Raw genomic sequence first — 21,626 nt, 5'->3', positions numbered from 1 at the left:
TTTTAGAATATATAGATAATTAGATGCAAACAACTATTTCTAAGGATTCAATTTTACCAAACTCAACCGTGCCTCTTTTTTCCTAAAAACATGATATTCATATTATTACCACTCCGACAAAAGTACCAAATTTCTATATTAGGATTATTTCCCGGAAATATTCATAGTTTACTTTTTAGAGCACATCCTAATAAAAACTATGTAAACAGGAGGAAAAAATGTGAATGTAGATGATATTATCATTGCACGGGAGAAGATGAAGGGAATTGTCCATATGACGCCTCTGGATTACTCTAAAACCTTCAGTAAGCTAGCTCATAATGAAATATATTTAAAACTTGAAAACCTCCAAAAAACGGGCTCCTTTAAAGTGAGAGGGTCTTATAATAAGCTCATTTCCCTTTCACAGGATGAGCTGAAAAAAGGGGTTGTAGCTGCTTCTGCTGGCAATCATGCACAAGGGGTTGCTTATTCAAGCCAAATGCTTGGAGTAAAATGTACGATTGTGATGCCAAAGGGAGCACCCCTTAGTAAAGTGCTGGCTACTAAACAATATGGCGCTGAGGTCCTCTTAGAAGGGGCTACCTTTGATGATGCTCTCGCCTATGCCTTAGAACTTAAAGAGCAAAGGAATGCCACCTTTATACATGCCTTTGACGATGAAGCCATCATTGCCGGACAAGGTACAGTAGGATTGGAGATACTGGATCAACTTCCAGACGTAGAAGCTATTATTTGCCCTGTAGGAGGCGGCGGTCTAATTGCAGGAGTTGCAATGGCGGTAAAGGAGAAAAACCCAAATATAGCTGTTTATGGCGTTCAGACAGAGGCCTGTCCTAGTATGAAACAGTCATTAATTGAAAACAAACCTGTAATGGTAGAATCAACGCCAACAATGGCAGATGGAATAGCCGTTAAGAAACCTGGGCTAAGGCCCTTTGAAATCGTTCAAAAATATGTAGATGATATTTATTGTGTTGATGAAATGGAAATTGCTAGAACGATGCTCATGCTTTTAGAAAGAAACAAACTGTTGGTAGAAGGCTCTGGGGCATGTTCGCTATCATCACTTTTATATGAGAAAGTAAACGTGAAAGAAAAGAAAGTAGTGGCCATTTTAAGCGGCGGTAATGTTGATATGAATTTTATTTCAAGAATCATTGAACGCGGCTTAGTTGAGTCAGGACGCTATGCTATTTTCACCATCACCCTTAAGGATAAACCAGGTGAACTTCAAAAGGTTTTGAGCTCTCTTACCGATTTAGATGCAAACATTCAATCTGTTAATCTCAATCGAATGGGTAAAAATATATATCCAGGATATGCAGGTCTGGAAATATCGGTAGAAACAAAAAACAACGAACATATTGAAATGCTCTATAAAGTTCTAAAAGAAAGTAATGCAAGTGTGGAAATGACCTATTTTTAGCCATAAGAAAAGAGTGTTGATTCCGTCAACACTCTTTCCTTACTACTGTTTATTTATTTTTTTGCTCATTTTGGTATCTTTCAAATTCCTTTGTTGTACAACGTACAAAATGACCTGGTGTAACTTCTCTTAGCTCAAACTCCCCGTCTGTGTCATGTACAGTTGGATCATAGGGCATACGTTTACGAGTGCGCTCGTATCTTGGATCTGGAAGAGGAATAGCAGATAACAATGATTTTGTATAAGGATGAATAGGATTGTTGTATAATTCATCACTTTCCGCTAATTCTACCAAGTTACCCATATACATAACACCAATGCGGTCAGAAATATATTTTACCATTGAAAGGTCATGAGCAATAAACAAGTACGTTAATCCACGTTCTTTTTGAAGTTTCTTAAGCAGATTGACTACCTGTGCTTGAATAGACACGTCCAATGCAGAGATAGGCTCGTCGGCAATGATAAACTCCGGATCAACTGCTAGGGCTCTAGCGATACCAATCCGCTGTCTTTGCCCGCCGCTGAATTCATGTGGAAAACGAGTAGCATGCTCTTTGTTTAGACCTACCGCTTCTAGTAATTCTTCAACTTTTGCTTTGCGCTCAGCATCGTTTTTCACTAGTTTGTGGACGTCTAGACCCTCAGCAATGATATCTAATACCGTCATTCTAGGATTTAAGGATGAAGAAGGATCTTGGAAGATCATTTGCATTTTTCGATTAAATTTAAGCAGTTGGGACTTATTTTTCCTGCCGTGAACATCCTCACCAGCAAATTTAACTTCGCCGCCCGTTGCATCATAAAGTCTGATGATGGTTCTGCCAGTTGTAGACTTTCCGCAACCAGACTCCCCAACTAGACCAAAGGTTTCACCTTTAAATACGTCAAAACTAACACCATCAACAGCCTTGATGGTATTCTTTTTTCCTACAGCAAAATGTTTTTGTAAGTTTTTTACTTCAAGTAATTTTTCTCTTGTCACCGTTTTCCACCGCCTTTAGTACCTGTTTGAGCAAAACCTTGCATCCTGTGCTTAACAGCATCAGGCGGCTCAATTTTAGGCGCATCTGGGTGCAGCAGCCAGGTTGCTGCATAATGTGTATCAGAAACCTTAAACATCGGCGGTTCCATAACAGTATCAATTTCTAAAGCAAATTGATTTCTTGGAGCAAAGGCATCCCCTACAGGAGGAGTAAGCATGTTAGGCGGGCTTCCAGGGATAGCGAAAAGCTCTTCGTCACTGCTATCCAATGTTGGCATGGAACCGATCAATCCCCACGTATATGGGTGCTTAGGATTGTAGAAAATATCATCTACTGTTCCTATTTCTACAATTTTCCCAGCATACATTACCGCTACGCGGTCTGCCACGTTTGCTACAACACCGAGGTCATGCGTAATAAAAATAATCGCACTATCTGTTTTTTGTTGAATACTCTTCATCAACTCTAAGATTTGAGCCTGAATGGTTACGTCAAGTGCAGTCGTTGGTTCGTCTGCGATTAGGATTTTGGGATTACATGCTAAAGCAATCGCTACAACCACACGCTGACGCATACCGCCTGAAAATTGATGAGGATATTGGTCTATACGTACATCAGGTCTTGGAATTCCAACAAGAGTTAGAAGTTCAAGAGCTGTTTTTCTTGCTTCTTGCTTGCTCATATTTTGGTGCTTGATTAGACCTTCCATGATCTGGTTTCCAATTTTCATCGTCGGGTTTAGAGACGACATAGGATCTTGGAAAACCATCGAAATGTCTTTCCCGCGAATTTTTTGCATTTCCTTGCCTGTTTTCTTTGCCAGGTCTACACCCTCAAGAAGGATTTGACCTTCTTTAATATATCCATGAGGCTCTGGAAGGAGTCTCATAATCGCATTAGAGGTTACTGACTTCCCGGATCCAGATTCCCCTACTATTGCCAATGTTTCACCTTTATTTAAATCAAAGGTAACACCTCGAACAGCATGCACTTCACCATTGTAGGTGTTAAATGATACTTTTAAATCTTTGACTTCTAATAATTTACTCATTTATTGAACACCTACCTTCTTATTTATGCATTTTAGGATCAAATGCATCTCTCAGACCATCACCAACAATATTAAATGCAATCATAAGTACTGAAATTACAATTGCCGGGAACACAAGCATGTATGGATAAAGTCTGAGGTTATCAAACCCAAGGTCAATTAAAGATCCTAGTGAAGCATCTGGAGGAACAATACCTAGTCCAATAAAGCTTAGGAATGCCTCAAAAAAGATCGCTCCTGGCACTGAAAACATCGTGTTAATAATGATAATACCACTGATATTTGGAACTAAGTGTTTTCTAATGATGGTTCCATTAGAAGTCCCTAATGTTCTTGAAGCTAAAACAAACTCTTGGTTTTTCAGCTTTAATACTTCACCACGGACAATCCGGGACATACCAATCCAGCCAGTGATTGATAATGCAATAACAATCGAAATAATACCTGGCTTAAGAACGAGCATCATTAATAGAATGATAACTAGGTTCGGGATACCGACTAAAATCTCAGCAATACGCTGCATGACATTGTCGACTCTTCCGCCATAAAAGGCAGAAATCCCACCATAAGAAACCCCAATTACAAGGTCAAGTACTGCGGCAACAAAAGCAATGATTAAAGAAACCCTTGTACCTTCCCAAAGCCTTGTCCATTGATCACGGCCTAAAGCATCGCTACCAAACCAAAAATAGGTGTCTTTCATATCTTTTGCTTCATAAATACGAAATGTTGCTTCAACTTCGGCAGAATTTCTAGTGCCGTCACCTTTATTAAGGACTTTGATATCAAGAAACTCTTCTTTATTATCAAATCTTGCATTCGCCTTGGCCGTAGCCTGTTGAACATCTTTACCTTGGAACTTTCCAGATAAAGTACCATCCATACCAAGCCAAGAGACATTCTCTAGAACTGGTACACGTGGAGGCATTTTTGCTCTTTTTAAATCCTGTTCATCTGAGCCAAAATCGTTCATCCATGGACCAATAATACTCATAATAATAATAAACAGAATAAGAATCATACTGAAAACAGCAGGCTTATTACCTAAAAGTGTTCTTTTCGCATCCTGAAAAAACGTTCTGCTTGGAGCAGATATTTTTTCACTCGTATCCTCTTTACGTACAAGAGGAACAAATAAATCTTTTGGTATATTATTAAGGTTGTTTTTATCCATTTTATTTATTTCCTCCTGCAAGTCTAATCCTAGGATCAATTAATCCGTATAGGAGGTCAATGATTAAGATAATCACTATAAAGCCGAAAGCAAATAACAATGTTGTACCCATAATCGTTGGGTAATCATTTACCATAACAGATGTAACGAATTGCTCACCAATACCAGGAATTGCAAAGATTTGTTCAATAACCATTGAACCTGTCATCAATCCAACTGCCATTGGGCCCAATACGGTAATTAACGGAATAAGTGCATTTCGTAATCCATGTTTTAAAATAATTCCGGTTTCAGAAACACCTTTCGCGCGCGCGGTGATGATGTAATTTGAATGTAACACTTCAACCATTTCAGTTCTTGTAAAACGTGCAGCTGTTGCCATCGGGTGAATGGCCAAAGCAATCGTTGGCAAAATGGTATGTGCAGATGTGCCCCATAAAGCCACAGGGAACCAGCCTAATTTTACAGCAAATACATATTGTAATAATCCTGCAAATACAAACGAAGGTATCGACGTTCCTATAACTGCGATAATAGTAGATGAAAAATCAATCGGACTATTCCTGAAGATAGAAGCTAATAATCCAAGGATTATTCCCAAGACAGATCCTACTACCAATGCTTGAAAGCCTAATAGTGCAGATGGCCCGATTCTATCCATTAAGATAGTTGTAACTGGTGTATTGTCAAACTTAAACGATACGCCCAAATCACCTTTCACAAGTCCACCTAGATATTTTGCGTATTGAACTGGAATTGGTTCATTTAACCCATACTTATTTAAAATAATTTGTTTTTGTTCTTCACTCAATTTATCTTCTGCCTTTAACGGGCTACCCGGCAATATTTTCATAAGGAAGAACGAGAAAGTCGCAATAATAAATAATGTTATTAACATATACCATACGCGACGGAGTAAATATCGAGTCATGTTTGCACCTCCTAAATTTCTCTTTATTATATGTTATATCAAGTCGATTATAAATTTTTGTTATAATCGGAATATTCATGTTCAGAAGCCGAAAGAGAGTATATGCATAAAATGCATACACTCCCTTCAATTTTTATAAATAGTAAAACTTATACTATTTTTTACTGATTATTATTCTTCAGCACCAACGCTAGCCCATTTGTACTCGTAAGTTGCTCCGAATTGGTTTGTAAACACACCTTGAACTTTTGGAGATACTAACAAAGCGCCTGCTCTTTGATATACTGGAGCGATTGCTGCATCTTCAAATAAGATTTTTTCTGCTTTTAAGAAGTTGTCAAAACGTGCTTCTGGATCTAGAGCTAAAGTAGTTGCAGTTTCATTTACTAACTTATCATATTCTGGGTTAGAGTAGCCCATTTGGTTGTTTCCACCATCAGTTAACCAAAGATTCATAAAGGTATATGGATCTAGGAAGTCAGGTCCCCATCCAGCAAACTGCATATCATAATCCATAGCTGTGTCTAATTCTAGACGTTGTTCAAATGGTACTTCTTTTAAAGTAACTTTTAAACCAGGTAGGTTAGTTGATAATTGGTTTGCAAGATATTGGTTCATCATTTTAGAAACTTCGTTGTCGCCGCCTAGGAATTCGATTTCAACTGAATCAGTTCCTAGTTCAGCTAAAGCCTTATCCCAGTATTTCTTTGCTTCTGCTTTATCAAATTTCATAAGATCTCCACTAACTTCGCGGAAGTCTTTACCATCTGGAGTTGGAACGAAATCTTTTGGCACTAAACCATTAGCAACGATAGAACCGTTGTTTAAGATTTCATCTACTAATGCTTGCTTATCAAATGCTCTAGCAATTGCATTACGTACGTTTACGTTAGCAAGAGCTGGGTTTTTTGTTTGGTTCATCTTAATATAGAATACTGAATTATCAGGTTCTACTGTGTAATCATCATGTGTTGAGTATTGGTCAACTAAGTCAGAAGATAAACCTGCACGGTCAACTTCACCTTTTTCATATAAGTCAACAGCTGTTTGAGCTTCTTTAACTACTACATAAGTCATTTTTTCTAACTTAACAGTTTTTGCATCCCAGTAAGTTTCGTTCTTAACTAATTCCCACTCTTGAGCAGTACTAGTCCAGTTAGAGAACTTGAATGGTCCGTTAGATAATAATGTATCAGCGCTGGTTGCATATGTGTCACCTTTTTCCGTAACAAACTTCTCATTTAATGGGAAGAAAGTTGGGAAAGTTGTTAAAGATTCAAAATAAGGAGTTGCATTTTCAAGTTCAACAACTAGTTTGAAATCGCCATCAGCTTTAACACCTAATTGATCTACAGGAACTTCACCTTTGTTAACAGCAGTTGCGTTTTTGATAACGCCGCCCATCATGTATGGACCATATTCAGATCCTTGATTTGGGTCTACTGCACGACGCCAAGCAAATACGAAGTCGTTAGCTGTTACAGGGTCACCATTTTCCCATTTTGCATCTTCACGTAAAGTGAAAGTCCAAGTTTTACCGTCTTCACTTACTTCGTGCTTAGTAGCAATACCTTCAGTTGGTTTTCCTTTTTCATCAAGACGGTATAAACCTTCCATGATAGCAGCCGTGAATTGGATACCGTATTCATCTGTTACCATACCAGGGTCCATTGAAGGGATTGTATCCCCGTTAATAAAGTGTAATACTTGATCAACTTTTGGCGCATCAGCTGTATCTTTGGAATCATCAGCTGTTTCTTTGTCGCCGCCGCCTGAACATGCTGCTAAAAACATGCTTAGCACTAAGCTAAGGGCTAAAAGCCATGCATACTTTTTCTTCATGAAAAAATGACCTCCTATTGTTTTATTTTTCTGTCAATTCGCTCTTAAAAAAGAAGCTAATGAAATCATACTAAATTTCTACTACTCTTGTAAAGACTAAATATATAAAAGAGTCAAAAAATTATTATATCATTATAGATTACAACAATATTACAGTTGATATACCAATACTTTTTGTCAGATTATTTAACAAAAAAATTATTCTAAAATTGGAATGCGCTTTCTTAATTTTTAGGAGAAATTGGATAAAGTATACTTTGTCAGCGTATTAGGTTAAAATACCCTTATTCTTTATTACATGTTTAAAATAATATTATAAAGATAAGGTGAAAATAAATGTTTAAAAATAAATGGAAGTTTTTATTACTTAATCTTTTAATTATCCTTTTGATCTTTTTTATTTTTTCATCAGAATATAATCTCCTGAACCTAATAAATTCAGTTTTCTATCTTTGCTTTTTTTATCTTATCACCGTTTTAATAATGTACACCACTAGAGGTGGTTTTTTTGACGGTGTTACCTTCGGATTTAGAAGATTTAATAGTCTTATGTTTAAACGGAACGATTATTTAGAAGAGTGGCGTGATAAACCACTGCCTTCGGAAAAATTTAACGCTTCACTCTATCAACGTCTTAAATTCCAAGCCATTTCAATCCTTGTCCTCCTTATCATTTTACTTGTTATTTACTATACATTTTAAAATATGGTTATACTTAACTTATCAGAATATTGAGTTTATCTTATATAAGGGAGCAGTTACTAATGGGGAAAACTGAGATTCAAAAAGTTGGTCAGATTGCTGTTCCTGTAAAAAACTTAGACCAAGCAGTAAATTTTTATAAAGAAAAGCTTGGGCTGCCACTACTATTTACTTCAAACGGTTTAGCATTTTTTGATTGTAACGGACTTCGACTTTTGTTAAGTGTTCCTGAGACAGAGGAATTTTCTCATTCAAGTATTATCTACTTTCAAGTTGCAAACATAAAAGAGGCTTATGAGGATTTACTAAATAAAGAGGTTATCTTTATTGATGAACCACATCTCATAGCAAAAATGGGGCAAACCGAAACATGGATGGCATTTTTTAAAGATAGTGAAGATAATACTCATGCATTAATGAGCGAATTTGATATTTAGTTAATTACCAAAGAGACTGTACTAATGCTACAGTCTCTTTTCAATTTTTAAACCTTCCTCTTAATACCTGCCCATTATATAAAGATACCCTTACAACTGAAATGAGTAATTACTTAGCATAATCTCATTGCAGTTCTGCACACTATACATAAACGTTATAAAGGGGTAATAGTAATGAGGAAGAAACTCGTACTTATTTTTGCAATTATTTTCTGTTTGATATTCCTAACAGAGCCTCATGTCCTTGCAGCTGAGTTTAAACCCAGTAATATGTACGTAGTAAAAGCGGGGGACAGCCTGCCTGTTATTGCGAACAAATATAGTATTTCAATAGAAGAACTAAAATATACCAATGGCTTGCAGTCTGATGTATTGATTGCAGGGCAGAAGTTATGGGTTCCGATTATGTATGAAGTAAGATCAGGGGATACATTAGTGGATATCTCCTCCGCTTTTCATGCCTCCGTCGAGACGATCAAAGCAGTAAATGGGCTTACCTCAGAGCAACTTTATGCTGGTCAGGTATTAAAGGTAACTCCTAAAAAACTAACCATGCAGGGACAGCATATCCTCATGACGAAAGAGGAATTTAAGGAATGGTTATTTAACACGCATGTTAATCGAGAAATAAGATTAATCCAACAGCACCATACATGGATGCCTTCCTATAAAAACTTTAATGGTTCTAATCATTTTCGAATGTTGATGGGGATGGAAAATCATCATAAGAAAACAATGGGCTGGAAGAACATTGCCCAAAATATTACTACCTTTCCAGATGGAAAAATAGCAGTCTCAAGACCGCTGAACATCATTCCCGAAGGAACAATCGGCCCAAAAGCCAATTCTGTGGGGATCGCTATCGAACATGTTGGTAACTTTGATATTGGGCATGATATGATGACAAAGGAACAACAGGAAACAATCATTTATATCAACGCATTGTTGTGTATTAAGTTCGGGTTGACACCTTCGATTGATAGTATAACGTACCATCATTGGTGGCATATAAAAACGAAAGAACGAGTATTAGATGCCACAGCAAGTTACAATGTTAAATCTTGTCCAGGTACTGGATTTTTCGGGGGTAATTCTACGACTAGTGCTAAAACCCATTTTTATCCGCTTATATCAGATAAGATGGAGGAGATTTTAGAAACCATGCAATAATGAATGCGAGAGTGTTTTTAGTTTTAGGAAAAATATGACCTTTTTATTTTTTACTCTTGTCTACTTTCTGAATATTTAATATAATTATCTTTACCACTGTCTCTACTTTGTTTTCCTTGATTATATAATACATAAAAAAGAGTGCCCCAACGACATCTTGGGACACTGCCTCATTCACCAGACTTTTAGTTGGATCGTTCCTCCAGCCAGTCGGCGATAGTTGGATATGTTATTTTTACAGCTTGACTGCCAAATGTAATCGATGTATGCCCAACTGGTAAACATCTATATTCTTTATCTTCACTGGAAATGGCGTTCATCAATGCTTCTACTTGATGCGGCTGGGCAATAAGGTCATTTTTACCCGCTAAATTGAGTACATTCGCTTTAATATTTTCAAGGTTGACCTTCTTACCGCGAATAACCATTTCTCCTTTTATCAATTTGTTATTTTGATAAAAGTCTCTAATCCACTGACGATATGCTTCACCAGGGAATTGGATACCGTCGTTTAACCATTTTTGCAATAATTTATAGCTCTTTATAAAATTTTCATTATCGGCACGTTCATAAAGACTAATAAAAGGTCCATAGTTTGTCGCCATTGGATTGATCATTTTGTTCCCAAAGTCAATCATTTCAGGTGGGATAACACCTAAGGTATCTACTACTTTATCAATATTAAAATAGCGTTCATCTAACATAGCCCCATAAGAGCCTGTCTTTTCAAAATCAAAAGGACTTGTCATAAAGATAAGATTGCGAATTGGCAATTCTGGATGAAGCGCTGCGAATATAGACGTCATTGTTCCCCCCATGCAATAACCCAGGATTGAAACTTCGTCAACATTTGATTTTCTCAGTACCTTACGAACTGCACGTGGTATGTAGTCCATAATGTAATCATCTAGTTTCATATTTCGATCTTCGTAACCTGGCTCACCCCAGTCAAGAAGGTAGACATCAAACCCGCGATTAACCAAGTATTCTACTAAACTGCCGCCCTTTGTTAAATCTAATACATATGGCTTATTAATGAGTGCATAAACCAAAAGAAGAGGAATTTTATGTTTTTTTGGATTTTCCGATAGGTACCGATAAAGCTTTGTTTTATTTCTTGTCCAAATAAGTTCTTTAGGTGTAGGTGCTACTTCCGGTTCGGCATCGGTGGTTAGCACTTGATTTGCCCTTATTGCACGTTGAAACATCTCTTTATATTGTTGCGGCGTAAATTCGATTAACTCATTCAAATCTGTTGGCATAAGTACGCTAATGACGGTTCACTCCTTACATGATTTATTTACTCTATCAATTTATTAATAAATCCGAACCTTCATGACACTTACATGTAAAGTCCACCGTTAATATTTAATTGCTGACCCGTAATATAGTCACCATCTTTGCAAAGGAATACAACACCACGAGCGATTTCCTCTGGTTTACCCAGACGTTTTTGAGGGACCTTTTCGACAATTCCTGCAAGAACCTTTTCAGGAATCGCTTGGACCATTTCAGTTCCAATAAATCCTGGGCAAATTGCATTAACGGTTACATTACTTTTAGCCAATTCAAGAGCAAGAGATTTAGTATAACCAATTAGACCTGCTTTTGCTGCTGCATAGTTCGTTTGACCAAATCCACCAGCTTGTCCAATAATAGATGAAATGTTAATAATTCGCCCTGCATCTGATTCAAGAAGGTAAGGTAAAGCTGCAGATGTATTGTTGTAAACACTGTTTAAATTAACATCAATTACTTTTCTCCAATCTTCTTCGTTTAACTTTTTAAACGTGCTGTCTCTCGTAATCCCTGCATTATTAATCAAGATATCTAATTTGCCATAATGCTTAATCGTTTCATGTACAAGGTATGTAGCTTCATTACTTTCTGATACATCCGCTTGAACTGCGTATGCCTCTCCGCCAAATTCATTTATTTCTGCGACAACCTTATCGGCTAGTTCTTTGCGAATATTATAGTTGATGACAACCTTCGCGCCATTTTTCGCCAATTCCAATGCAATCGCTGCACCGATTCCTCTGCTTCCTCCTGTTACGATTGCTACTTTATCCTTTAAACTTGTCATTCTTTCCACCCTCTCTAGTATATTTTTTTAAAGACCTTCTTTTTTTCTATCAATAGGTAATGTGTTTCTACTTTTTTACTTCCTGAGATTTTAACAATGTAAGAATTTGATTCAATTTATTATCTAAGCTCTTCATATCCTTTTTTAAATTCGACAATTCCTTACTAAAGGATTCCCGGGTACCATCCTGATCAAACTTTTCTTCTAATTTTTCCTCTAAATCATCAACCTTTGCATCCACATTCACAATCAATGAGGAAATGTTAGCAATGTCATTACGAGATGGGACATTCATAAACTCTAGGTACTTTAATGTTGATTCATCAATCATTTTTTTAAATTGAAGATTCATCTCCAAGATCTGCCCCATCCCTTCAGATGGGAAATCCTCGCTGATTTTTTCATCAAATAATTTACTGGTTTGGGAATAATGATCCTTCCACATATCATAAAAGTTAAAGCCTTGATTCATGTTATTTTCCTCCCTTTTACTTTGTTGTCGTATTCATCATACTAACTATATGGGAATAATTAAAGATTAAATATTGAAAATTATCGAAATACTTTTCTTCATTTATTGACAAATTTCCTTCTTTTTTGCAATAGTTCTAACGGTCAATCGTTACATTTATAAAAGTGATTAATTCAACTACTAATTACCAAAAACTTTACAAGTAAACAAGTAAATTAGTATAATCAGTTTTAGAGTCTAAATTTTCAATATATATATAATATTCAGACTCAATTTCTATTTAGGGGGAAAAACGAATGAAGGTCAAACATTGGTTATTGCTGTTAACATTTGGTTTGTTGCTAAGTGTACTAGCAGCGTGTTCCGGCGATGAGTCGAAGGAACCTGCAAGTACAGATACAAAAGAGGAGGAAACGGGCGAAAAAGTACTCAACTTTATAAACCCAGAAGCGATTCCTTCTATGGATCCATCGTTAGCTACAGATGAGTCTTCCTTTATCTATTTAGCTGCAACAATGGAAGGTTTATACCGTTTAGATGAAAAAACGCAAACCACACCTGGAATTGCTACCGAGCATAAAGTAAGTGATGATGGTCTGACTTGGACCTTTACATTAAGAGAAGACGCTAAATGGTCAAACGGAGACCCAGTAACAGCTCATGATTTCGTGTATTCGTGGCAGCGTGCTGTTAATCCTGAAACTACTTCCGAATACGGTCCGTATATGATGAATGGTGTAATCAAAAATGCTGCTGCAATTAGCAATGGTGAACTAGCAGTTGAAGAGCTAGGAGTAAAAGCAGAAGGTGATTATACTCTTGTTGTTCAATTAGAAAACCCAACACCATACTTTGAAACATTAACTACATTTGGAACATTCCTTCCATTAAATAAAAAGTTTGTCGAAGAAAAGGGAGATAGTTTCGCTACTAGTACAGAAAACCTATTAGCAAACGGTCCTTATACCATGTCCAATTGGTCTAGTACAAGCGACTCTTGGGAGCTAGTGAAGAATAAAGATTACTGGGACGCAAAAACAGTAAAAATGGATAAACTGACATTTAAAGTTGTAAAAGACCCACAAACTGCTTTAGATTTATATGAAGAAGGTACGGTTGACCGTATGGATCTAACATCCGACCTAGTTGACCAATATTCTACTAGTGATGATTATTTAGTTTCAGCAGATACATTTGTTTATTTCTTAAAATTTAATCAAACAAAGTCAGAAGCATTAGCAAATAAAAATATTCGTGCAGCCCTTAGCAGAGCTTTTGACAAAGAAGCGTTAGTAGGAGAGATTTTAAACAACGGCTCCATCGCTGCAAATGGCTTGGTTCCGAAAGACTTTACACCTATGCCTGAAACAGGTGAGGATTTCCGTAAAGTAAGTGGAGATCTTGTTACGTATGACCTCGAGAAAGCAAAGGAGTTCTGGGCAAAGGGATTGGAAGAGTTAGGAACTGACTCCGTTGAACTTGAGTTCCTTGCAGATGATGACAAGACCACTAAAAACTTAGTTGAATACGTTGCAAACCAACTTTCAACAAATTTAGAAGGATTAAAGATCAACATTAAACAAATTCCTAAAAAGCAACGTCTTGATTTAGATAAAAGTATGGATTATCAACTTCAGCTTACTAGATGGGGCCCTGACTTCCTTGATCCATTTACTTACATGAACTTATGGATTACAGATGGCGGTAACAATATGACTGGATATTCTAGTGCGGAATATGACAAGTTGGTTAGTGAAACAGCTACAACATTTGCTACAGATAATAAAGCACGCTATAAAAACTTCTTAGAGGCTGAAAAATTGCTATTTGAAGATGCAGTAATTGCTCCAGTTTACCAGGCTTCAAGAGCACAATTAGTTTCTCCTAGAATTCAAGGTGTGTTCGTGAACCCATTTGGTGCAACATACGAATATAAATGGGCAGATGTAGGAGAAGAGTAAAATCTTAACAGAATAAATAAAGAGGGAGAAATGCCAATTGGTATTTCTCCCTCTTCTATCTTATACTTCTTTTTTTACTTTTCTATTCCTCTAGTACCTGTTCCATTTTCTTTAATTTTCTATAAATAACGGATCTATCAACACCAAGTTTTTTTGCTGCTTCTGTTCCATTACCGTGACACGATTCAAGTACTTGTTTAATGTACCTTCCCTCTGCAATCGCTGTAAAGTCTTTTAATTTGGAAAACTTCTCCAAATTACTCTGGATAAAGTAATCAATTGTAAACCAATCGGTAACATTTCCTTCTAGATGTTGTTTCATGTAAACATGCTCGGTTATTACCAACCGCTCCAAGTAATTTCTTAATTCTCTTGCATTTCCAGGCCAGTCTTGCCAAAGCATTTTTTGAAACTCTTCAGCACTTAGAACAAAATCCTTACCATACTTTTGATTAAATTGAGAGATAAAATATGAAATTAACCCAACAAGATCTAACTTTCGATTGCGAAGCGGCGGAATATGGATAGGAATGACATTTATCCGATAATATAAATCTTCGCGAAATAACCCTTTTTTCACCATATTCCATAGATCTCGGTTAGTGGCGGTAATAATCCGGGAATTGATTGGGATATTTCGGATTCCACCAACTCTTTTCACTTCGTTGTTCTCAATCACCCGTAATAATTTAGCTTGAAAATTCAACGGCATTTCGGCAATCTCATCTAAAAATAAAACCCCGTCATTGGCAGCCTCAATCAAGCCTATTTTATCTTCTTCCGCTCCAGCAAATGCTCCTTTTTCATATCCAAACAATTCATATTCAAAAAAAGAAGGAGGGATTGCCGCACAATTAATGGTAACAAACGGACCCTTCCGATGATCGCCTTTTTGATGTATATATTTAGCTATAACTTCTTTACCCGTTCCGGACTCACCATAGATTAACACTTTCGTATCATAAGAAGCTATTTGATTACATACTTTAACAATCTGCTTCATGGCAATACTTTCGGCAACAATCCCTATATCCTTCCCGATTTCCATTGTTTCCTCTTTTTTGACAAATTGTTCATACTCTAAATCGTTTACCTCAAAAACAGGAGATTTTTCTTTATTTTCAATCGATGTTGTGACTACAAGCTGAATCTCACCAGCTTTGTTCAGAATCGGAATGGATGTTGACCGAACACTAAATCCTCTATTCGTATTCACGATCCGGCTGACTTTCTGCTTACTTTGGATTGCTTCCATTGTAATAGAATGATTGTAATAGCCAGCTTTCACCAAATCATTAACATTGGACTTTATTAACTCTTCTAATGGAATTCCGAGAGTCAACGCTGTAAACTCATTCGAAATTAATATATTCCCCTCTGCATCCGTTACAAATAAAGTTGAAGGGAGGTCATTCATATTTTTATCTGCAGAAAGTTTAATTGATTTTTTCTTCATAGCTCAAAAATCCCTCCGCGTACTCATATCTCTTTTTCTCCATTATAGACGGGTCAGCATTGTATTACAGTGTCCATTTTATGAATTTCCATACTTTCCACGTTATTTAGATTAAAAAAACCAAACAGTTCCCTTCTAGAAAGGCACTGTTTGGCTGTAGATACTTATACCAATACTAACTCTCTTTCTCTATCAACGATGGTTATTTTTCCAAGTTGATTTAGTACTTCTTCGGCTTCATTAAACATACTTGTAATCATTTCTTCGACTGTCGTTATTTCATTACATAATCCACAAATTTGCCCGGCCATAATGGAACCACGTTCTGCATCTCCTTCAAACACGGCCTTACGTAATGAACCCATACTTAATTTCTCCAATTCATCACGAGAAGCATTTTGACTTTCAAGTTTAAGGAATTCAGCAATCATGCTGTTTTTTATGCTTCGTACAGGACCACCAAGGCTGCGGCCAGTAACTGTGGTACTAGTATCATCTGCCTCAATGACTGCTTGTTTAAAATTCGGGTGAGTAGGACACTCGATTGTTGCTAGGAAGCGGGTTCCAACTTGAACGCCTTGTGCACCTAAAGCAAAGGCAGCTGCAACTCCGCGGCCATCAGCTATACCACCTGCACCAATTACCGGAATAGAAACCGCGCTCACTACTTGAGGTAAAAGTGCCATTGTTGTTGTTTCACCAACATGTCCACCAGCTTCGGTTCCTTCCGCAACAATAGCATCAACACCTAGAGCTTCCATCTTCTTGGCAATCTTCACAGATGGAACAACCGGAATAACGATAATACCATTTTCTTTAAAGGTTTCCATATATGGAGCTGGAGTACCTGCTCCGGTTGTGACAATTTTTACACCTTCTTCAAGAATAACTTCTATTAATTCCGGAATATTTTTCATCATTAACATTAAGTTAACTGCGAAAGGTTTATCTGTAATCGCCTTTGTTTTTTGAATTTCTTCACGCAAACGATCAGCCGTAAATCCACCTGAACCAATAATTCCTAAACCGCCGGCATTTGCTACAGCACCTACTAATGGCGCGGTGGCAATTTGAGCCATTCCACCTTGAAAAATTGGATATTTAATTCCTAATAATTTTGTAATACTCATTTGAATATTCCTCCTGTATTTTGATTTAGTAAACCTGGATACTTTCTTATACCTTAGGGTATTAAGCTGCTTTTTTCGGGCTTGTTTGTCTTGTTAATAGTTTATTTTCCATTGCTTTGAAAATAAAAGTTAAGGCAAATCCAACTAAGGAAATCACTAAAGCGATATAGAAGGCGTTCGTGAACATTCCATTATTTGCAGCCGCAACACCATTGGCAATCCTAGGTCCAAAGAACGCTGCCCCTGAATAACCGATAAAGGTTACTCCATAATTGACACCATAATATTTCATACCAAACTTCTCACCAACAATTGATGGGAAAATCCCCATTGTTCCGCCGAAGCATAAACCGATACCGAAGATAGCCACCGCAAATCCAACCACTGAAGTAGATAATGCAATTGTCAGCATCATGGCAGCTATGACTAAATAAATAACCATTAAACATTTTGTTCGACCAATCTTATCGGATACCGCACCCCAGAAAACACGTCCAAGGCAGTTACTGAGAGAGTATAAACTTACAAATAATGCTGCAGTTGCTGCTGATAAACCAAACATCGTTTGACCGATGATAGATGCATTTGAAGTAACCATCATTCCGGATAAAGCACCGATTAAAAACATGCTTGCAATCACATAAAATAAAGGTTTTTTAACCATTTCATTCCACGGGATGTTGATGGCTCCCTTATTTGTACTAGCAGCCGGTGGGGTCCATCCTTGTGGAATATAACCAACCGGACAAGGCTTCACCATTAAACTACAGCTTAAGATAATGACTAAAAATACTATTCCTAGAGCAATAAGTGTAGGTTGAACCCCGTTACTTGCAATTAAAGCATTGGCAATAGGAGCAATCACGATCGTGCCGCCGCCATACCCTGCAGTTACAATTCCTGCAGCTAGACCTCTTTTATCTGGGAATAGTTTTACTGAATTCCCAATGGTTGCAGAATACACTATTCCTTGACCTAAACCAGTGATGACACCATACGTAATATATAGCATCCACGGGGCTGTTACTAAACCGGATAACATAAATCCAAGTCCAAACATAGTACCGCCAATGAGAATAGCGATTTTTGCACCGCCCTTATCTACTAATTTCCCTCCTAGTATCATTGGAATAGGAGATATAGCGGCGTTAATCGTAAATGCCATCATAATTTCCGGCATGGTTGCATCGAATACTTTTGTTAAAGGTAATGCAAAAATACTAAATGCATATATTGCTCCTACACAGATGTTAATCAGCGTTGATGCAACTAAAATTCTCCAGCGATTCAGCTCAACATTCATTTCATTCAACCCTTCCTTTTCTTAATTTGCTTTTTAGTCTATAAAGCTATCAATTAACTATTCACTAATTCACTCTCTATATTTTTTTCATTTTTCTCTTCAATAACAGATTTTAACTTACCCCAGTTTTCTAAAAACATCGCAGCATCCATTTCTCTTAAGTTTGGTGAGATAACTGGAACAAATTCCATTTGTTCAATGATTTGAGTCTGTAAGTCAATACCAGGTGCTATTTCTGTTAAGGTAACCCGGCCATCTTTGAGTTCAAAGACTGCACGTTCTGTTACATATACAACTGGTTGATTGACTTTAGTCGCATATGGACCGCTAAACGTGATTTGTTGAACGTTCTTTAAGAATTTCTTTGCTTTTCCTTCTTGTAAAATTTGCAACTTACCATTTTCTACTTTTATTTTTAGACCGCCTGCTGTAAAGGTACCAGCAAATACTAGTTTTTTTGCAGCTTGAGAAATATTGATAAACCCACCACAACCAGCCACACGATTTCCAAATTTACTAACATTTACGTTTCCAAATTCGTCTGTCTGTGCCAATCCTAAAACGGATAAATCAATTCCACCGCCGTCATAGAAATCAAATTGTGCATCGTGATCGACAATGGCTTCCGAGTTATAAGCATGTCCAAAATCTTTCAGACCTGCTGGTACACCGCCGACTGAACCTGCCTCTGTTGTAAGAATAAGCTGATCGCTTACTCCTTCTTCTGCAGCAATGGTTGCTACATCTACTGGAATACCTACACCAAGATTTAAGATAGTGTTTGGAACAAGTTCCGCTGCTGAACGACGAGCGATTATTTTACGTTCATTTAGTGGGATGGTATCAATATTTTCAATTGGAACTTTTACATGACCAGAAAATGCAGGATTATAATATGTGTTTTCTGTTTGGTAGTGATTTTCTGGTTTTGCGACCACAATATAATCAATTAAAATACCAGGTACTTTAATATCTTTTGGATTTAAAGTGCCGTTTTTAGCAACTGTCTCTACTTGGGCAATGACGATTCCACCTGAGTTATGAACCGCTTGGGCAATAGGGAGGACTTCCATATGAAGGCCTTCTTTCTCAAGCGTTAAGTTACCACTTTCGTCAGCAACTGTTCCGCGAATCAAACCAATATTGATTGGAAATGATTTATAGAACAGCCATTCTTCTCCTTCGATTTCAATAACTTTTACAATATCTTCTTTTGTTGATGGAGACATTTTCCCGCCTTCAAGACGAGGGTCAACAAAAGTTCCCATACCAACTTTTGTAATAACACCTGGGCGTTTTGCAGCTATTTCACGGTATAGCTGAGTAATTACACCTTGTGGAAGGTTATAGGCTTCACATTTATCTTCTTCAATTAGTTTTGCCATTTCTGGGGAAGCAATAGCAATTCCACCAATCCAGCGTTTCGTTAATCCCTCATATCCTAAGTGGCTCATACCTTTGTCACGACGGTTCCCTACAGCACTTGCATGCATGACCGTTAAGTTTTTAGGATGACCGGTTTGTAGGAACCGCTCTTCAATCGATATTCCCATTTCTTCTGCCCAGCAAGATAATCCAAACCCACTTGCTGCAATTGTATCGCCATCTTTAATTAATTCTGCTGCTTTTTCAGCTGAAATTACTTTTGACATTTTTTTACCCACTCCCATTTGTGAATTATTTCACATACTAGTTTAAAAAAATTTATCTAGATTGGTACAAGCTCGTAAGAAATTGTTTGTGAATCATTTCACTAACATCGTAAATCAGATCAATATTCTAGTCAATAAGGCTAAAATGACTGAAATTCAACCTGATTTCTGTTGTTTTTTTGCGACTCCCTCTGTTATGAAATTTAAAAAGAAGGGAGGAAGATTCCTTTTAATTATCAAAGAGGAAGCCGTTTTTCTCTTAAAAAAAGTAACTTCCCAGATAGATAAGCCTTTTTATATAGAAGGATTTTTATAATGTCGCAAAAAAACAACATCAATCATTTTTTAAATCTCCAGAAATTATGTTTGAAAAATAAAGTTCACATTTTTGTTGAATACCTTCTATTTCCTTAGAGCTAATCATAAGAAAAAATAATTAAAAAAATTTTTTTCACATGATCATTTTATTAATTTAGCAAATTTACACCGTTATTAAGTACATTGATGAAGTGTAAAGTCTAATTTGCTTAGGATACTTTTCTTAATGGTCTACTTTTTTGAAGTAATGATAAATTTTTTCCAGCTTTTTCACTTGGCTCCCTTTTGGACTTTCCATATTCCCAAATTCAAAGAACTTTACTTTTTTAATACCCACAAAATTAAACAAGGCTCTTTTCATTAGAATCCTATGTGAGTTATTCAACCATAGAAATGGATAATGAGTAGGCCCCTTCATCGTAGACACGCATACTACGGACTTTCCTTTTAAGAGACCTTCTGGAAAAAGCCCTTTCTTATCTTTATAGGCAAAATTAGAAGCAAATAATTGGTCGATATATCCTAATAGCATCGCGGGAGGTCTTCCCCACCAAATAGGATAGATAAATACAATTTTGTCAGCCCAAGTAATTTGTTGTCTATATTTTTCAATTTCAGGATCAATATGCATATCACGTCTTCGTTTTTGCTTGTTAAACACTAGAAGTGGATTAAATCCCTCCTCATATAAATCTAAGACCTGTAACTCTTTAATAGCTGGATTCTGCTTACTGCCTTTGATAACGTTTTGTAAAAAGGCATAATTTAAACCATTATGATTAGGATACGTAAAAATAATTAACATTTTCATAGGGCACCTCTTAATTATCATTTGATAACTAAATTGTAACACCACTATATTTAATTATCAATTGATAATTGTTTTTTGATAACCTTTTTGTTATCTTGTCTTTAAGAGGTGAGAGAATGGACAAAAAAGAACTTTTTTACAAACTCGTATCATTTACAACTTCCGTTCATCGCGTAACAAATGAATTAACAAAAGATGCAAAACCAACTTCGATTTCGCAAGTTCAATATAATATCCTTGAATTTATTGCTGTTAGTCAACCTGTGACCCCTAGTGAAATTAACGATTGTCAAAATATGACTATGTCAAATACTAGTCGTGAGCTTAGCAAGTTAAGCGAAAAAAAGTTAATTAAAAAGATTAGTGATAGCAAAGACCGACGAAAACAATATATTCATTTATCTCAAGATGGGGAAGCTGTAATGAAGGAAGCATTTGCTACAATTGAAACTCGGTTTCTAAATCGTATACAAAATGCTTCTAAAGAAGATTTAGAAGAGATAAATCGTGCAATCGATACTCTGCAAGAAAAATTATTTTATACTTAGGCATAAGTTCGCATTATATTGAGCATGTTTTGGTAGCAAATTTTTGAGAATTATGATAATATTAAAACAAATAAAAAGACCATGCGTAACTGGCGAAACGCGGATAACCGCGAGGGAGCACATGGTGTCGCAGCCGTTCGCCTGGGCAGAGGTAAGGGATTATATCC

At 36.7% G+C, this 21,626-nt stretch carries 19 protein-coding genes and 1 riboswitch; of the genes, 6 read left to right on the top strand and 13 right to left on the bottom strand.

The annotated features are described in order from the left end of the window. Positions 1-256 precede the first annotated feature (256 nt). Positions 257-1,429, top strand: a complete 1,173-nt coding sequence (gene ilvA / locus ABC255_RS00830) for a threonine ammonia-lyase (RefSeq protein ID WP_412998435.1) — start codon at positions 257-259, stop codon at positions 1,427-1,429. Positions 1,430-1,478: 49 nt separating this feature from the next. Here the strand turns inward: ilvA and ABC255_RS00825 are convergent, their stop codons facing one another. The 5 genes from ABC255_RS00825 to ABC255_RS00805 all read right to left on the bottom strand — a co-directional run bounded on the left by ABC255_RS00825 (position 1,479) and on the right by ABC255_RS00805 (position 7,413). Further along, entirely contained in the window at positions 1,479-2,414 is a 936-nt protein-coding gene (locus tag ABC255_RS00825; RefSeq protein WP_412990925.1) for an ABC transporter ATP-binding protein, read from the bottom strand. Then, a complete protein-coding gene (locus ABC255_RS00820) occupies positions 2,411-3,466 on the bottom strand; it encodes an ABC transporter ATP-binding protein (RefSeq protein WP_412990924.1) in 1,056 nt (351 codons plus the stop codon). Before ABC255_RS00820 ends, ABC255_RS00825 begins: the two co-directional genes overlap by 4 nt. Before the next feature lie 19 nt (positions 3,467-3,485). Beyond that, the gene (gene opp3C / locus ABC255_RS00815) at positions 3,486-4,640 is read right to left on the bottom strand and encodes an oligopeptide ABC transporter permease (RefSeq protein ID WP_412990923.1); all 1,155 of its coding nucleotides are present in this window, start codon (positions 4,638-4,640) and stop codon (positions 3,486-3,488) included. 1 nt (position 4,641) lies between these two features. Then, positions 4,642-5,571: an oligopeptide ABC transporter permease gene (gene opp3b, locus ABC255_RS00810; RefSeq protein WP_412990922.1), complete on the bottom strand. Its 930-nt coding sequence runs from the start codon at positions 5,569-5,571 to the stop codon at positions 4,642-4,644. A 171-nt stretch (positions 5,572-5,742) separates the two neighbouring features. Continuing rightward, entirely contained in the window at positions 5,743-7,413 is a 1,671-nt protein-coding gene (locus ABC255_RS00805) for a peptide ABC transporter substrate-binding protein (RefSeq protein ID WP_412990921.1), read from the bottom strand. 336 nt (positions 7,414-7,749) lie between these two features. On the opposite strand from ABC255_RS00805, the gene ABC255_RS00800 reads away from it, so the two are divergent. The 3 genes from ABC255_RS00800 (at position 7,750) to ABC255_RS00790 (ending at position 9,722) form a co-directional block, all read left to right on the top strand. After that, complete coding sequence (locus ABC255_RS00800) at positions 7,750-8,115, top strand: DUF3899 domain-containing protein (RefSeq protein WP_412990920.1); 366 nt, start codon at positions 7,750-7,752, stop codon at positions 8,113-8,115. A 62-nt stretch (positions 8,116-8,177) separates the two neighbouring features. Continuing rightward, positions 8,178-8,552 carry a VOC family protein gene (locus tag ABC255_RS00795; protein WP_412990919.1) on the top strand — a complete coding sequence of 125 codons (375 nt, stop codon included), beginning with the start codon at positions 8,178-8,180 and terminating at the stop codon, positions 8,550-8,552. Positions 8,553-8,726: 174 nt separating this feature from the next. Then, positions 8,727-9,722, top strand: coding sequence for a LysM peptidoglycan-binding domain-containing protein (locus tag ABC255_RS00790; protein ID WP_412990918.1), 996 nt, complete (start codon positions 8,727-8,729; stop codon positions 9,720-9,722). 185 nt (positions 9,723-9,907) lie between these two features. Here the strand turns inward: ABC255_RS00790 and phaC are convergent, their stop codons facing one another. The 3 genes from phaC to ABC255_RS00775 all read right to left on the bottom strand — a co-directional run bounded on the left by phaC (position 9,908) and on the right by ABC255_RS00775 (position 12,280). Next, entirely contained in the window at positions 9,908-10,984 is a 1,077-nt protein-coding gene (gene phaC / locus ABC255_RS00785; protein WP_412990917.1) for a class III poly(R)-hydroxyalkanoic acid synthase subunit PhaC, read from the bottom strand. Positions 10,985-11,064: 80 nt separating this feature from the next. Beyond that, positions 11,065-11,808 (bottom strand): 3-oxoacyl-ACP reductase, encoded by a 744-nt coding sequence (locus ABC255_RS00780; RefSeq protein WP_335536774.1) that lies wholly within the window; start codon positions 11,806-11,808, stop codon positions 11,065-11,067. A gap of 67 nt (positions 11,809-11,875) precedes the next feature. Continuing rightward, positions 11,876-12,280, bottom strand: coding sequence for a polyhydroxyalkanoic acid synthase subunit PhaR (locus ABC255_RS00775; protein WP_412990916.1), 405 nt, complete (start codon positions 12,278-12,280; stop codon positions 11,876-11,878). 296 nt (positions 12,281-12,576) lie between these two features. Here ABC255_RS00775 and ABC255_RS00770 point away from each other — a divergent pair, with 296 nt between their 5' ends. After that, entirely contained in the window at positions 12,577-14,241 is a 1,665-nt protein-coding gene (locus ABC255_RS00770) for a peptide ABC transporter substrate-binding protein (RefSeq protein WP_412990915.1), read from the top strand. 82 nt (positions 14,242-14,323) lie between these two features. On the opposite strand, the gene ABC255_RS00765 is transcribed toward ABC255_RS00770, so the two are convergent. The 5 genes from ABC255_RS00765 to ABC255_RS00745 form a co-directional block, all read right to left on the bottom strand. Further along, positions 14,324-15,697 (bottom strand): sigma-54 interaction domain-containing protein, encoded by a 1,374-nt coding sequence (locus ABC255_RS00765; RefSeq protein WP_412990914.1) that lies wholly within the window; start codon positions 15,695-15,697, stop codon positions 14,324-14,326. Positions 15,698-15,861: 164 nt separating this feature from the next. Continuing rightward, on the bottom strand, positions 15,862-16,827 hold the full coding sequence (locus tag ABC255_RS00760) for a DUF561 domain-containing protein (RefSeq protein WP_412990913.1): 966 nt from the start codon (positions 16,825-16,827) through the stop codon (positions 15,862-15,864). A gap of 61 nt (positions 16,828-16,888) precedes the next feature. Continuing rightward, positions 16,889-18,130 carry an L-lactate MFS transporter gene (locus ABC255_RS00755; RefSeq protein ID WP_412990912.1) on the bottom strand — a complete coding sequence of 414 codons (1,242 nt, stop codon included), beginning with the start codon at positions 18,128-18,130 and terminating at the stop codon, positions 16,889-16,891. Positions 18,131-18,183: 53 nt separating this feature from the next. Continuing rightward, entirely contained in the window at positions 18,184-19,782 is a 1,599-nt protein-coding gene (locus ABC255_RS00750) for an acyl CoA:acetate/3-ketoacid CoA transferase (protein WP_412990911.1), read from the bottom strand. Between the two features lie 541 nt (positions 19,783-20,323). Beyond that, the gene (locus tag ABC255_RS00745; RefSeq protein ID WP_412990910.1) at positions 20,324-20,911 is read right to left on the bottom strand and encodes an NAD(P)H-dependent oxidoreductase; all 588 of its coding nucleotides are present in this window, start codon (positions 20,909-20,911) and stop codon (positions 20,324-20,326) included. 116 nt (positions 20,912-21,027) lie between these two features. Here ABC255_RS00745 and ABC255_RS00740 point away from each other — a divergent pair, with 116 nt between their 5' ends. Next, positions 21,028-21,459, top strand: a complete 432-nt coding sequence (locus tag ABC255_RS00740; protein WP_412990909.1) for a MarR family winged helix-turn-helix transcriptional regulator — start codon at positions 21,028-21,030, stop codon at positions 21,457-21,459. A gap of 75 nt (positions 21,460-21,534) precedes the next feature. Next, positions 21,535-21,613, top strand: a riboswitch (ZMP/ZTP riboswitch). Positions 21,614-21,626 lie beyond the last annotated feature (13 nt).

This window comes from Neobacillus canaveralius, assembly GCF_047237705.1.
In the GTDB taxonomy this organism is placed as follows: Bacteria; Bacillota; Bacilli; order Bacillales; family Cytobacillaceae; genus Neobacillus; species Neobacillus niacini_K.
The sequence above is the reverse complement of the archived record's forward strand: the minus strand, read 5'-3'. Positions and strand labels throughout refer to the sequence as shown.

Bases quoted from the DNA above. Each gene is read 5' to 3' on its own strand.
- ABC255_RS00765 (WP_412990914.1), bottom strand. From the start codon at position 15,697: ATGAAGAAAAAATCAATTAAACTTTCTGCAGATAAAAATATGAATGAC.
- ABC255_RS00820 (WP_412990924.1), bottom strand. From the start codon at position 3,466: ATGAGTAAATTATTAGAAGTCAAAGATTTAAAAGTATCATTTAACACC.
- ABC255_RS00745 (WP_412990910.1), bottom strand. From the start codon at position 20,911: ATGAAAATGTTAATTATTTTTACGTATCCTAATCATAATGGTTTAAAT.
- ABC255_RS00780 (WP_335536774.1), bottom strand. From the start codon at position 11,808: ATGACAAGTTTAAAGGATAAAGTAGCAATCGTAACAGGAGGAAGCAGA.
- ABC255_RS00750 (WP_412990911.1), bottom strand. From the start codon at position 19,782: ATGTCAAAAGTAATTTCAGCTGAAAAAGCAGCAGAATTAATTAAAGAT.
- ABC255_RS00775 (WP_412990916.1), bottom strand. From the start codon at position 12,280: ATGAATCAAGGCTTTAACTTTTATGATATGTGGAAGGATCATTATTCC.
- ABC255_RS00770 (WP_412990915.1), top strand. From the start codon at position 12,577: ATGAAGGTCAAACATTGGTTATTGCTGTTAACATTTGGTTTGTTGCTA.
- ABC255_RS00755 (WP_412990912.1), bottom strand. From the start codon at position 18,130: ATGAATGTTGAGCTGAATCGCTGGAGAATTTTAGTTGCATCAACGCTG.
- ABC255_RS00795 (WP_412990919.1), top strand. From the start codon at position 8,178: ATGGGGAAAACTGAGATTCAAAAAGTTGGTCAGATTGCTGTTCCTGTA.
- opp3C (WP_412990923.1), bottom strand. From the start codon at position 4,640: ATGGATAAAAACAACCTTAATAATATACCAAAAGATTTATTTGTTCCT.
- ABC255_RS00740 (WP_412990909.1), top strand. From the start codon at position 21,028: ATGGACAAAAAAGAACTTTTTTACAAACTCGTATCATTTACAACTTCC.
- ABC255_RS00760 (WP_412990913.1), bottom strand. From the start codon at position 16,827: ATGAGTATTACAAAATTATTAGGAATTAAATATCCAATTTTTCAAGGT.
- opp3b (WP_412990922.1), bottom strand. From the start codon at position 5,571: ATGACTCGATATTTACTCCGTCGCGTATGGTATATGTTAATAACATTA.
- ilvA (WP_412998435.1), top strand. From the start codon at position 257: ATGAAGGGAATTGTCCATATGACGCCTCTGGATTACTCTAAAACCTTC.
- ABC255_RS00805 (WP_412990921.1), bottom strand. From the start codon at position 7,413: ATGAAGAAAAAGTATGCATGGCTTTTAGCCCTTAGCTTAGTGCTAAGC.
- ABC255_RS00790 (WP_412990918.1), top strand. From the start codon at position 8,727: ATGAGGAAGAAACTCGTACTTATTTTTGCAATTATTTTCTGTTTGATA.
- ABC255_RS00800 (WP_412990920.1), top strand. From the start codon at position 7,750: ATGTTTAAAAATAAATGGAAGTTTTTATTACTTAATCTTTTAATTATC.
- phaC (WP_412990917.1), bottom strand. From the start codon at position 10,984: ATGCCAACAGATTTGAATGAGTTAATCGAATTTACGCCGCAACAATAT.